This window comes from Photorhabdus antumapuensis (assembly GCF_020387775.1).
Taxonomy (GTDB): domain Bacteria; phylum Pseudomonadota; class Gammaproteobacteria; order Enterobacterales; family Enterobacteriaceae; genus Photorhabdus; species Photorhabdus antumapuensis.
This window is the reverse complement of the sequence record NZ_JAHZMK010000029.1, coordinates 35374-46955: the sequence shown is the minus strand read 5'-3', so window position 1 is coordinate 46955 and position 11582 is coordinate 35374. Positions and strand designations below refer to the sequence as shown.

At 45.5% G+C, this 11582-nt stretch carries 15 protein-coding genes; 3 read left to right on the top strand and 12 right to left on the bottom strand.

The window, feature by feature from the left end:
• The first annotated feature begins 80 nt into the window (after window positions 1-80).
• The 3 genes from yiiM (at window position 81) to KZ793_RS13270 (ending at window position 1787) form a co-directional block, all read left to right on the top strand.
• The gene (gene yiiM / locus KZ793_RS13280; protein WP_118987363.1) at window positions 81-752 is read left to right on the top strand and encodes a 6-hydroxyaminopurine reductase; all 672 of its coding nucleotides are present in this window, start codon (window positions 81-83) and stop codon (window positions 750-752) included.
• 251 nt (window positions 753-1003) lie between these two features.
• Window positions 1004-1594 carry an RNA polymerase factor sigma-70 gene (locus tag KZ793_RS13275; protein WP_118987362.1) on the top strand — a complete coding sequence of 197 codons (591 nt, stop codon included), beginning with the start codon at window positions 1004-1006 and terminating at the stop codon, window positions 1592-1594.
• A complete protein-coding gene (locus KZ793_RS13270) occupies window positions 1587-1787 on the top strand; it encodes an anti-sigma factor family protein (protein WP_225815772.1) in 201 nt (66 codons plus the stop codon). The genes KZ793_RS13275 and KZ793_RS13270 overlap by 8 nt, the downstream gene beginning before the upstream one ends.
• A gap of 10 nt (window positions 1788-1797) precedes the next feature.
• Here the strand turns inward: KZ793_RS13270 and KZ793_RS13265 are convergent, their stop codons facing one another.
• From KZ793_RS13265 to aroK, 12 genes are all read right to left on the bottom strand, one after another.
• Complete coding sequence (locus KZ793_RS13265) at window positions 1798-2277, bottom strand: DoxX family protein (protein ID WP_225815771.1); 480 nt, start codon at window positions 2275-2277, stop codon at window positions 1798-1800.
• Between the two features lies 1 nt (window position 2278).
• Complete coding sequence (locus KZ793_RS13260) at window positions 2279-3028, bottom strand: HvfC/BufC N-terminal domain-containing protein (RefSeq protein ID WP_225815770.1); 750 nt, start codon at window positions 3026-3028, stop codon at window positions 2279-2281.
• Window positions 2997-3923 carry an MNIO family bufferin maturase gene (gene bufB / locus KZ793_RS13255; RefSeq protein WP_225815769.1) on the bottom strand — a complete coding sequence of 309 codons (927 nt, stop codon included), beginning with the start codon at window positions 3921-3923 and terminating at the stop codon, window positions 2997-2999. Before bufB ends, KZ793_RS13260 begins: the two co-directional genes overlap by 32 nt.
• Window positions 3924-3947: 24 nt before the next feature.
• The gene (locus tag KZ793_RS13250; protein WP_225815768.1) at window positions 3948-4241 is read right to left on the bottom strand and encodes a BufA1 family periplasmic bufferin-type metallophore; all 294 of its coding nucleotides are present in this window, start codon (window positions 4239-4241) and stop codon (window positions 3948-3950) included.
• Between the two features lie 473 nt (window positions 4242-4714).
• Complete coding sequence (locus KZ793_RS13245) at window positions 4715-4972, bottom strand: type II toxin-antitoxin system PemK/MazF family toxin (protein ID WP_225815767.1); 258 nt, start codon at window positions 4970-4972, stop codon at window positions 4715-4717.
• 288 nt (window positions 4973-5260) lie between these two features.
• Window positions 5261-6298: a tryptophan--tRNA ligase gene (gene trpS / locus KZ793_RS13240; protein ID WP_225815766.1), complete on the bottom strand. Its 1038-nt coding sequence runs from the start codon at window positions 6296-6298 to the stop codon at window positions 5261-5263.
• 4 nt (window positions 6299-6302) lie between these two features.
• On the bottom strand, window positions 6303-7007 hold the full coding sequence (locus KZ793_RS13235) for a phosphoglycolate phosphatase (RefSeq protein ID WP_225815765.1): 705 nt from the start codon (window positions 7005-7007) through the stop codon (window positions 6303-6305).
• The gene (rpe, locus tag KZ793_RS13230) at window positions 6997-7677 is read right to left on the bottom strand and encodes a ribulose-phosphate 3-epimerase (protein ID WP_225815764.1); all 681 of its coding nucleotides are present in this window, start codon (window positions 7675-7677) and stop codon (window positions 6997-6999) included. Before rpe ends, KZ793_RS13235 begins: the two co-directional genes overlap by 11 nt.
• A gap of 59 nt (window positions 7678-7736) precedes the next feature.
• Window positions 7737-8549, bottom strand: coding sequence for an adenine-specific DNA-methyltransferase (gene dam / locus KZ793_RS13225; protein ID WP_225815763.1), 813 nt, complete (start codon window positions 8547-8549; stop codon window positions 7737-7739).
• An 84-nt stretch (window positions 8550-8633) separates the two neighbouring features.
• Window positions 8634-9560 carry an SPOR domain-containing protein gene (locus KZ793_RS13220; RefSeq protein WP_225815762.1) on the bottom strand — a complete coding sequence of 309 codons (927 nt, stop codon included), beginning with the start codon at window positions 9558-9560 and terminating at the stop codon, window positions 8634-8636.
• Between the two features lie 171 nt (window positions 9561-9731).
• Window positions 9732-10832, bottom strand: coding sequence for a 3-dehydroquinate synthase (aroB, locus tag KZ793_RS13215; protein WP_225815761.1), 1101 nt, complete (start codon window positions 10830-10832; stop codon window positions 9732-9734).
• A gap of 47 nt (window positions 10833-10879) precedes the next feature.
• Window positions 10880-11401, bottom strand: a complete 522-nt coding sequence (gene aroK / locus KZ793_RS13210) for a shikimate kinase AroK (RefSeq protein ID WP_036779445.1) — start codon at window positions 11399-11401, stop codon at window positions 10880-10882.
• Window positions 11402-11582: the final 181 nt, after the last annotated feature.

Sequence of the window (11582 nt, the reverse complement as noted above, 5' to 3'; positions counted from 1 at the left end):
TCTATGAAGGGGGATTTTTACTGGTTGAATGTTAGTTTATGATGGTGTTGTTAGACTGATTTCAATAAGGAAAGTGAATTATGTATTGTCCGCAGGTATATACAGGTAAAATTGAAATATCAGGAAAACTTTCTGCCAGTGCAATTAACAAACGGATGGTTGATGGTAGCCTGCGTCTGACTTCTTTAGGATTAGAAGGTGATGAGCAGGCTGAAACCCGTTTCCACGGCGGCCCTGATCGCGCACTTTGTCATTATCCTCGTGAACACTATGATTTCTGGAAACATCAATTTCCTGATCAAGAAGATTTTTTTATTGCTCCAGCGTTTGGTGAAAATATTTCCACAACTGGGTTGACCGAAGAAAATGTTTGTATTGGTGATATTTTCAGTTGGGGAGAGGTAATGATTCAAGTAACTCAGCCTCGCTCGCCTTGTTACAAACTTAATTCTCATTCCAGTATCAGCAATTTTTCTGCCATTATGCAGGAGAGTGGCCGTTGTGGCTGGCTTTATAGAATTATTGCAGTGGGAAATGTCAGCCCAGATGAACCTCTTGTTCTTGTTTCCCGTAATAGTGATGTTTTCGTTAAGGAAGCGATAGCGATTGCTTTTAATATGCCATTTGATGAAGAGCAATATCGTCGGTTGATGAGTGCTGCTGGGTTATCTGCTAGTTGGAGCCTGACTATGCAAAAGCGGGTGATGTTTGGAAAGATTGAGGATTTTAACCGTAGGTTGTTTGGGAAATAATAAAATGTGCACGTGGTGAACGTGCACATTTAACCGTATTTAAACCACTGATACACTCAATGGGTTGAACGAAAAACAAACGACTCTGGGGAAAAGATACTTCCTTTGCTGCACAAAAAACAGATTTAATTTAGAATTGCCTCCGTTCCCCAAATGGTCCCTAAGTCATGTGAGTGAATTTAAGCGATTCCGCCAAAATGGTGTCGTAATACCCGGTTATCCCGAACAATCCTGTTAAGATAGAAACCACAATGTCCGATATCAATAATCTGCTGCGGGATCCGCAGTTTTTTTCCATGCTGCATAAACAGATGTTGCAGTTTGCCAGCTTGCAGTTGAATGATTTTCATCAGGCGGAAGATGTTGTTCAAGAGGCGCTGGAAGGGGCGATGAAGAATGCCTCTTCCTTTGCCGGACGAGCTTCCTGGAAGAGCTGGGTGTTTACGATCCTGCGTAACAAAATCTCGGACGCTTTGCGTATGCGTTATCGGCACAGCAGCGTGCAACTGACTGATGATGTTGATGAGCAAAATTTCGAAGCGCTGTTTGATGAATCTGGTCATTGGCCGCGAAACGAGCATCCTCAGCGCTGGCATTTACCGGATGAGGCGGCCGAGCAGGAGCAATTCTGGACGGTTTTCGAGCTTTGTCTGACACAGTTGCCAACGCAAAACGCGCGAGCATTTATGATGCGCGAATTTATTGGTCTTGAGACTCAGGAGATCTGTCAGGAGATGGCGCTCTCTGTCAGCAACCTGAATGTGATGCTCTGGCGTGCACGTATGCGTTTACGCGAATGTTTGTCACAACGCTGGTTTTCCCAGGAGGGTAAATATGCTTAGTTGTTACCAAGCTACGCGCCTGATGTCTCAGGCGCTGGATGAAAAAATCGTGCTTTCTCAACATGTTCAGCTAATGCTGCATTTGCGAATATGCAACGGGTGCCGGAATTTCAGACAACAGCTTGCCGACCTGCGCACTATCACTTCCGCGTTCGCTCGTGGCGAAAACGAGAATCAAAATAAAGTAACGTAGGGAGGGGGAATCAGGTACGATGGCGGTAAATCAGGCGATCAAGCGAAAACCTCCCACCGCCATACGTCATCAGATACAACTGAGCTGTCAGCCAGGTAGCGTGGACAGGCCAGGCATCCGGATAAACAAATATCTGAATCACCAGCGTCATTACCATTAATGCTAGTGCGGAGAAGCGTGTCGCAAATCCGACAATCAGCAGCAGCGGAAACAAGTGTTCTGCGGTCGCGGCCATGACGGCAGCAACATCGGGTGGCAGCAGAGGAAGCTTGTACTCGCTGGTAAAGAGTGACACGGAGCTGTCGGTAACGCGCGGAATCCCTAGTTGCCAGGGTGTGCGTGTCTCCAGAATATCTATGTTTAATCCCACCACTTTGCTTTGGCCCGACAACCAGAATGTTGCGGCAAGGCTAATGCGCGCCAGAAGGGGGATAACACTTTCCTGCGCAATGTGTTGCCCTTTTGACACTAATATTTTGAGTAATGCCATCTTAGCGCTCCGTGTTGCTATATAGAGAAAGGATCAGCCCGTAGTGCTGCATGCGTTGTAAAACCTGCTGAGGCTCAAAAGTTGCATCCTCCCAGGCGGCGATCTCTAGGGCTTCGGTAAGGCACCGACCGGACTGGATCATGGCAACAAATTGCATTTCCGCACGGTTGAGCAACATTATTCGCACGTCATCGTCAACACGGCACAGCAGCATATGTTCCGGCAGGAATGGGTCCAGTGCCATCTCGTTTTCACTTTGTTGGTGTGAGGCCCACAGGCTGAAGACGGCATAATCTGAACTGAAGAGCCGTACCGAAGGATGGATCTCCATCAGCAACTGTGCGGGATCGTCACCGGGGGCCGCTTCTGCCGTTTGTACGGCAGGGTCCGCCGCGTGCAGCGATTCAATAAACAACATTTCCAGCCGGGTGAGATCGCTCAGCCAGGGCCAGTCTGCCAATGGCTGAAACGTTGCAATCCAGTCCGGCAATTGCGCGCCATAGCCCGCCAAAACAGGAGAAGAAGGCGGTTGTTGACGTATAAACTCCGCCGCCATCGCACGGAAAAAGCACTCTCCGAGCTGGGCGAGAAGGACGGGGCAGTTTTCGGCCAGTGCGTCGATCAGCGATGTTATGACATTATTACGATAAATCGCAAAACGTACCGCCGGATCGCTACCGTTCCAGGCTGTCAGCCCCTCAGGTACTGTGAGGTCGGGGTCAAGAAGTGCTTGATACAGTTGTTGTTGCATTTTTCGTACTCTCTGTAATGTAACGCTGGGCATGGCTGGCTTCGTTCAGCAACACGTCTAATGGTGGAATATTGCTGTCCCATTCGAGCAGGGTGGAGATCGGCCCCGTTTCACTCAGGGTTTTGTTATAGAGATCCCAGACAGGCTCGGTCACATGACTGTCGTGTGAATCAATCAGCAGCAGGTCGTTTGCCCCATCGCGGCTTTCCGTATAGCCCGCCAGATGAATTTCACCGACACGGTGAAGTGGCAGCTCGAATAGCATCTGCCACGGGCAGCGATTATGGTTGACGCCACTGATATAGAGATTGTTCACGTCCAGCAGTAGTCCGCATCCGGTGCGGCGTATCACCTCGGAGATAAAGTTAGTCTCGCTCATAGTTGAGGCACTGAACTCGACGTAGGTGGACGGGTTTTCCAACAGAATGGGGCGGCGCAGCGCATTCTGTACCTGATCGATGTGTTCGCAGACCCGCGTCAACGTGACGTCAGTATAAGGCAGCGGCAGCAGATCATTGAGAAATAGATCGTTGTGCGTCGACCAGGCAAGGTGTTCAGAAAAAACGGCCGGCTGATAGCGTTCAACCAGCGCAGCAACACGTTGTAAGTGGGTCTGATTCAGAGGATTTTCTCCTCCGATGGACAGGCCCACACCATGAATAGAGAGCGGATAATCCTGGCGAATGGCAGTCAGTGCCTGATGAAACGGACCACCCGCAACCAGATAATTTTCCGCGTGAATTTCAAAAAAACCTATGTTGGGTTTATCGCGCAGAATAGCGCGAAAATGCTCTGGCTTTAATCCGATCCCTGCTCTGGGCGGAAGCCTATTTAGCATGAGGCGGTCAGGAGCATCACGAGAGACACTGTGTGAGGGTAAAGAAATTGTCATCATATGAGCTCCTGCCTGATGCCGAAATTACACTTCTTTAAATGCGTCCAGTTGACCAAAACCGGTCGGGGAGGTAGGAGACTTCATTTTTACGCAGGAGCCCGCCGGTACCATTTTCCAGGCATTACCCTGATAATCCTTTTTTGAGGTACCAGCACAGGTGGTGCCTGCACCTGCTTTACAGTCATTTTTCCCTTTCAGAGAAACGCCATAGCATTTCTCCATTTTGCTGCTGGAATCCGCCATTGCTGAAGTGCTTCCCGTAATAAATACACTGCCTAAAGCCAGGGCCAGTAATGCTTTTGTCGTTTGCTTCGTCATAGAACGTTCCTTTTATATTTGTGTAGAAGGTAAATTACTGCTTTGCTGAAACTAAGCCTTTGCTTCACTCAATTAGTCGCACTACGCAACAATTTCTTACAGTGAATATGAGAAAAAAATGATTTTTTTATAGTTAACTGATTTTTAATGACTTATTTTTTTGAATCAGATATCGGTCTGTACAGAAAATAAGATTGTTTTAGGATATTTTCCGTTTTCTAAGCGTATACCTTCATGTTCATCGTAGTCGGGGGTTGATGCTCAGTGGAGAGAAAACTCATGGTAAGCGGCAAAAAATGTCTGAAAAATCGTTTGAATCCCAGATTTTTCCGTCAGGGGCGGCAGGAAACCGTCATGGTGAGGCTTCCGTCTACACTTATGCTATCCGATATGGTTTATCAGGCAGATTTCAGCCTTGTGAACCGTGTTGTCCTCGGCACTTGGGTCGTGTGCTGTAAAACATATGTTTTACGTTACTTGGCGATGCCCAAGAACACAGCCAAGCAACTCTCAACCTCCACCGATGCATTCGCGTCGATGTGTCCGAAGGCTGGCCCTACCTTTTTCCGCTTTATGGTCATGGCCTTGTCTACCATCACCTGTGATGGCTTCTGCAAACCGTTCTCTGCACTTGGCGGAATGGTAATACGTAACAGTGGCGTAGCAACAAGCGTGCTTGTCACTGGCAGCGCGTCGCAGTGCTTTTGAACTCGTGAATTGACATGTACCATGCTGACTTCCTTAGTGTTACATGCAACAGTTGGTTGAGGAGAGCATAAAAACCTTGGGACACTACTATTGGCGTTTATGCAGCTAGAGCTAATGTAGAACCATCAACCATATTCCGACTAGCTCATTAATTTTAATGCTGGGATACCAACGTTAAAATTGTGCCTTTAGCTTGCCATTCAGAACTGCCATCCGAAGGGAGCATTTAAATGATTGCCCCACGGTTTTTTACGCTCTCGTTTTTCTGTAGCTTGAAATGTACACGTGGTGAACGTGCACATTTTATCGATTTAAGGGTGAGCAATAAAGCCAACAGCTTCATACACTTTATCTAGTGTAATCTGAGCGCGGGCTTTTGCCTTCGCTGCACCTTCCGCCATGATCTTATTCAGCAGGACTTCATCGTTACGGAAATGATGGAAACGCTCTTGTAACTCAGTCAACATACCGGAAACTGCATCAGCAACAGCACTTTTTAAATGACCATACATTTGGCCTTCAAATTCTGCTTCCAGTTCAGGAATGGTTTTGCCAGTAACACCTGCGAGGATATCTAATAAGTTGGAAACCCCCGGTTTTTGTTCCAGATCGTAGCGAACATGAGGCGGTTCTTCTGAATCTGTGACTGCGCGTTTTATCTTTTTGGCGGCTGATTTTGGATCTTCTAACAAAGCGATAACGTTGTTGCGGTTATCATCTGATTTGGACATTTTCTTTTCTGGGTCTTGAAGGGCCATAACACGAGCCCCACCCGTTGGGATAAACGGCTCTGGTACGGCAAAGATATTGCCATAAATGGTATTAAATCGTTGAGCAATATCACGGCTCAGTTCAAGATGTTGTTTCTGATCGATCCCCACAGGAACCTGGTTTGTTTGGTATACCAAAATATCCGCAGCCATCAGTACCGGATAGTCAAATAAGCCTGCGTTGATGTTTTCAGCATGACGAGCTGATTTATCTTTAAACTGAGTCATGCGGCTGAGTTCACCGAAATAGGTATAACAGTTTAGAACCCAGCTTAACTGAGCGTGTTGTGGGACATGAGATTGGACAAAAATAGTACTTTTCTCTGGGTCGATGCCACAAGCCAGATAGAGTGCTAGTGTATCCAGAGTGCGTTTTCTCAATTCTTTTGGGTCCTGGCGGACTGTGATTGCATGTTGGTCGACAATGCAATAGATGCAGTCGTAATCATCCTGCATTTTAACCCACTGACGTAACGCCCCCATGTAGTTACCGATGGTTAATTCACCGGAAGGTTGTGCGCCGCTGAATACAATAGGTTTTTGGGAGTTTAGTGTTTCAGATACAGTGGGTTCATTCATTTTATTATGCTTCCTGAAGTTTTAAAGATGGGAGTCCCATTATGGATAGCAAATCCGAAAAATTCGTTAATATGTAATCTGGATTGCTTAATGCAATAGATTCACCGTAGTTATATCCATAAGTTAAACCAACACAAGGGCAACCCGCCGCTTGTGCTGCTAAAATATCATTACGGGAATCACCGACAAAGAGCAGTTCTTCCTTACGCAGTCCGAATGTGCCCATTGTTAAATAAATAGGGGCCGGATGTGGCTTTTTCTCTTTAACATCATCACCACCTAACACTAATGAAAAATATTCACTGATGCCTAAAGAAGCCAGCAGAGGAGCAATGAAAGGTGTTGGTTTATTGGTGATGATACCCATTGGCAAATTGTGTTTTGCCAGTTCAGCTAATGTAACTTTGACTTCCGGGAACAGTTGACTGCCTGTTGTTACAGTTGTTTCATAGAAACGGTCAAATAGTTCGCGGGTTTCTTTATGCAGTTGGGCAGTCAATTTGATTTTGGCCCATGTTAACGCACGTTCGACCATAATGTCTGCGCCATTACCTACCCAGGCAGCAACCCGCTCTTTTCCCGCAGCCGGGAAACCTTTGGTTAATAGTGCTTGATCCAGTGCATCTGCCAAACCACCGGCGCTGTCTACCAGTGTGCCATCCAGATCAAAAGCGATAGCACGAATACCTTTTAATACCTTATTTGCCATGAGATACCTTTGACAATTCACTACGCATATTATCAATAACCGTTTTGTAATCTGGCTGACTGAAAATGGCTGAACCAGCAACAAACATATCTGCCCCCGCAGTTGCTGCCGCGGCAATATTGCTAGCTTTAATCCCACCGTCTACCTCAAGACGAATATCATAACCGCTTTCATCAATGATCTTACGAACCTGACGCAGTTTCTCTAGTGTTCCAGGGATGAAAGATTGGCCACCGAAACCAGGGTTTACTGACATCAATAGAATGACATCCAGTTTATCCAAGACATAATCAAGGTAACTCAGAGGCGTTGCAGGATTGAATACCAAGCCAGCTTTACAACCATGCTCTTTGATGAGTTGTAAACTGCGGTCAATATGTTCACTGGTTTCTGGATGGAAGGTAATGTAAGTCGCTCCTGCTTTGGCAAAATTAGGGATAATGCGGTCAACCGGTTTTACCATCAAATGGACATCAATTGGTGCGGTGATGCCATAATCTCGCAGAGCCTGGCAGACCATAGGCCCGATAGTCAGGTTAGGGACGTAGTGGTTGTCCATAACATCAAAATGAACAACATCAGCCCCCGCTGCCAGCACCTTAGCTGTATCTTCACCCAGCCGCGCAAAATTTGCAGATAAAATGGATGGGGCAATCAGAAAATCTTTCATTATCTTCTCCAAATCGTTTCTATCATCCCTTAGTTGCGAGGCAAAAGGGGGCGGATAAATCAGCGATATAATGCCAAGAGTTCGTCTACCTTACTGCGGGCAAGGATATTCCTGCTAATAGTACGACGTGCTTTGACAATATGAAGTGAAGCCTGATAGTACCATTTTCGTGTCATTGGCGTATCGTGGTTGGATATCAAAACAGGAATTGCACGTTCTGATGATAACTTAAATGCAATATTTGCCAGATTTTCCTGATCTGCAATGTTAAAGCTATTGGTGTGATATGCCGTAAAGTTCGCTGTTGCTGACAAAGGGGCATAGGGGGGATCGCAATAGATAACCGAGCCTTTATGTGCCTTGTTCAACGTGTGTTGATAGTGCTCACAGATAAAAGTAGCATTTTGGGCTTTTTCAGCAAACCAGTGTAATTCTTCTTCAGGAAAGTAGGGTTTTTTATAAAGGCCAAAAGGTACGTTAAATTTACCATGGGAATTATAACGACAGAGGCCGTTGTAACAGTGGCGATTGAGATAAAGGAATAACACGCTGCGGTGGAACGGGTCAGTGCTTTGGTTAAATTGCTCCCGTAACTGATAAAAATGTTCGGCTGTATTGTATTCTTGGGTGAACAGGGGGCGTGTGTGGTCGATAAACTCATTAGCCCTGAGTTTTACTGTGTTGTACAGGTTAATCAGGTCACTGTTGATATCGGCGAGGATATAAGAATCGTAGTCTGTGTTCAAAAAGACAGAACCTGCGCCAACAAATGGCTCTATCAGACAACTACCGGCTGGCAGATGACGTCTGATGTCATCTACCAACGGGTATTTTCCACCGGCCCATTTTAAGAAAGCGCGTTTTTTTTTCATGCTGTCAATTAATTACTCAATCATTCCAGAGCCGCAGATTGTACTCTGTTTAGGACAGCATATCAGCGCCTAATAAATATTGTTTTATTTTCTTAGGTCTTGTTGCACTTGCTGCATCGTTCTAACCCAAGGTTTTTTCGCCTGAATATCGACCGGTAGAGATGAAACAGCCCGTTTGGCTTCAGAAATGGAACGGTAATCACCATGAATTAAAATAAACCAAACTTTTCCATTACGTTTAGTTTCATAAACTTTGTAATGGGTAAGGTTATGCTTTTTAGCAAAAGCGGTCAGCGTATCTGAGCGGCTGGCACTACTTAATTGCAAAGTGTAGTGGTTTGCCGGGGTTTTTAATTGATCACTATTGGTGCTACTGACCACATTGTTTTTACTGCTAGCATGACTTGTCGATGGTTTTGATTTAGCCAGTGTTTCTGATTTCAGTGGACGGATATTTTCTGATTTCTGCTGTACCACCGGTGGCGGTGTTACTGGCTGTGGTTGTTGGGCTTGATTCAGATTCTGTACTGCGTGATTTATATTACTTTGTTGTTGAGTCAGTGCATCAGGAATATTTCCTTGTAATTCAATGCGCTGATTTTGGGTTTCGCCATTGTTAGTTTGAAGCTGATGAGGTTGAGTTGAAGTACCACTGACAGGAGGAACATTGATTTCCTGTGGTCTGTTAATTGTATTTGCAGTGGTATTCTCTGATGTTATGGATTGATTGTCATCGTTGTTGGATGATGAACCTGATAAATCAATATTCTTCTCGGCAACATTTGGTGATTGCTGTTTTTCATGTTCAGTTGGGGCTTTTAAGGCAGAACTGATAGCAATAATCAGCAGTAGCAGCACTAAAATCCCAATGCCGAGCATCATTTGCTGACGTGAAACCGCAAATTTGGGTTTGTTTAATGGCTGACGAGAGCGTGAAGGGCGGCGATCTGAGGTATCTGGCCTAAACTCGTTATTTGCTCTTTGTTCATTTTCTGATTTGAATTCGTCCATATGCCCTCCAAACAGAGCCAATACTGCCAATTGCAATTAAAGTCAGTCCGGCAGGCTGACTTAACGAAGATAGAAATTTGTCTGATAGAGTCGTTATTTTATGGCACAACAACCAGATGGATGCAAAAAAACATTTAATTTAATGCCATAAGCATACAAATTACTTAAAATTTACCCATTTTCATAGGGTAAACACTGACGGATAGCGTCAAGAACACAGTTGTGTTCAATATCTGAGCGGAGATCAGCTTTACCTATTTTTGTTGGAAGAACCAGTCGTAATTTACCTGCTATAACTTTCTTATCTCGCATCATATGTGGGAGGTAGGCTTCTGGTGGCATGTTTTGTGGCCCGTGTACAGGTAGATTTGCCCGTTCCAACAATCGGATAATACGTTGAATATCTTGTTCAGAGAAATTATCAGCAAGTTGAGCTGTTCTTGCTGCCATGACCATTCCGGCGGCAACCGCTTCCCCATGTAACCAGGCACCATATCCCATTTCTGTTTCGATGGCGTGACCGAAGGTGTGACCAAGATTCAGCAGAGCACGCAAGCCACTCAATTCTTTCTCATCTGCTGCGACAACTTCAGCTTTCAATTCGCAGCAACGACGGATGCAGTAAGCCATTGCTTGGTTGTCGAGAGCTAGGAGTTTATCCATATTATCTTCAAGCCAGCTAAAAAATGCGCTGTCGAAAATGATACCGTACTTAATGACCTCAGCCAGACCGGAAGAGAGTTCGCGGGCTGGAAGCGTTTGCAGGCAATTAAGATCGACCATCACAGAGACTGGTTGATAGAATGCACCTATCATGTTTTTACCAAGAGGATGGTTTACTGCGGTTTTTCCTCCGACAGAGGAATCAACCTGGGCAAGAAGGGTGGTAGGCATTTGAATAAAATGGACACCACGTTGATAACAGGCAGCGGCAAAACCAGTTAAATCACCGATTACGCCGCCGCCGAGAGCGATAAGCGTTGTGTCCCGGCTGTGGTTATTTTCCAGCAAAGCAGAAAATACGTCATTTAATACGGAAAGAGATTTGTACTGTTCACCATCAGGTAGAACCACTTCATCTACCCGAATCCCGGCTTGCTGCAAGGTGGCTTTTACTTTTGCCAGATACAGCGGAGCTAGGGTTTGATTCGTTACCAGCATAACTTGCTGGTCTGCTTTTAGTGGTGCAAAAGCAGAAGGATCGTCAAATAACCCTTTTGCAATGGTAATTGGGTAACTACGTTCCCCTAAAGTGACAGTGATCTTTTCCATAAGCAGCCTTCGCCTTAATTATTTATCGCTGTACAGACTTGCTTGAATCAGTTTTTTTCCAGTAACTCAATGATTTGGTTAGCGACAACTTTAGCGCTCTGTTCATCGGTACGGATAGTGACATCAGCAATTTCCTCATATAGAGGGTTACGTTCGCTTGCTAAATTTTCTAAAACTTCGCGTGCTGGTGCATCAACTTGAAGTAAGGGACGTTTTTTATCGCGCTGGGTGCGTGCTAACTGTTTTTCAATGGTGGTTTCCAAGTAGACCACGACACCACGGGCAGACAGACGATTACGGGTTTCTCTGGATTTCACAGAACCTCCGCCAGTCGCCAATACAATGCCTTGTTTTTCAGTGAGTTCGTTAATCACTTTTTCTTCGCGTTCGCGGAAGCCTTCTTCGCCTTCCACGTCGAATACCCAGCCCACGTCAGCTCCGGTACGTCGCTCAATTTCTTGATCGGAGTCGTAAAACTCCATATTGAGTTGCTGAGCTAACTGACGACCAATAGTGCTTTTGCCGGCACCCATAGGCCCAACCAGAAAGATATTACGTTTCTCTGCCATGTTTTTGGTATTACTAAGACTATTCGTTAATGATAACCCGCCCCGCTAATCAAATCAGCAGCGGGACCTAAACTGAAACCTCATGAGCGGTAATGTGAGATCAGATAACAAAATTATCTCAGTACATCAGCCAGTTTTGCAACTATATAAATCAACGACGAGCTTTTTGTGACGGAAGCTC

Bases quoted from the DNA above. Each gene is read 5' to 3' on its own strand.
- yiiM (WP_118987363.1), top strand. From the start codon at position 81: ATGTATTGTCCGCAGGTATATACAGGTAAAATTGAAATATCAGGAAAA.
- KZ793_RS13275 (WP_118987362.1), top strand. From the start codon at position 1,004: ATGTCCGATATCAATAATCTGCTGCGGGATCCGCAGTTTTTTTCCATG.
- KZ793_RS13270 (WP_225815772.1), top strand. From the start codon at position 1,587: ATGCTTAGTTGTTACCAAGCTACGCGCCTGATGTCTCAGGCGCTGGAT.
- KZ793_RS13265 (WP_225815771.1), bottom strand. From the start codon at position 2,277: ATGGCATTACTCAAAATATTAGTGTCAAAAGGGCAACACATTGCGCAG.
- KZ793_RS13260 (WP_225815770.1), bottom strand. From the start codon at position 3,028: ATGCAACAACAACTGTATCAAGCACTTCTTGACCCCGACCTCACAGTA.
- bufB (WP_225815769.1), bottom strand. From the start codon at position 3,923: ATGATGACAATTTCTTTACCCTCACACAGTGTCTCTCGTGATGCTCCT.
- KZ793_RS13250 (WP_225815768.1), bottom strand. From the start codon at position 4,241: ATGACGAAGCAAACGACAAAAGCATTACTGGCCCTGGCTTTAGGCAGT.
- KZ793_RS13245 (WP_225815767.1), bottom strand. From the start codon at position 4,972: ATGGTACATGTCAATTCACGAGTTCAAAAGCACTGCGACGCGCTGCCA.
- trpS (WP_225815766.1), bottom strand. From the start codon at position 6,298: ATGAATGAACCCACTGTATCTGAAACACTAAACTCCCAAAAACCTATT.
- KZ793_RS13235 (WP_225815765.1), bottom strand. From the start codon at position 7,007: ATGGCAAATAAGGTATTAAAAGGTATTCGTGCTATCGCTTTTGATCTG.
- rpe (WP_225815764.1), bottom strand. From the start codon at position 7,677: ATGAAAGATTTTCTGATTGCCCCATCCATTTTATCTGCAAATTTTGCG.
- dam (WP_225815763.1), bottom strand. From the start codon at position 8,549: ATGAAAAAAAAACGCGCTTTCTTAAAATGGGCCGGTGGAAAATACCCG.
- KZ793_RS13220 (WP_225815762.1), bottom strand. From the start codon at position 9,560: ATGGACGAATTCAAATCAGAAAATGAACAAAGAGCAAATAACGAGTTT.
- aroB (WP_225815761.1), bottom strand. From the start codon at position 10,832: ATGGAAAAGATCACTGTCACTTTAGGGGAACGTAGTTACCCAATTACC.
- aroK (WP_036779445.1), bottom strand. From the start codon at position 11,401: ATGGCAGAGAAACGTAATATCTTTCTGGTTGGGCCTATGGGTGCCGGC.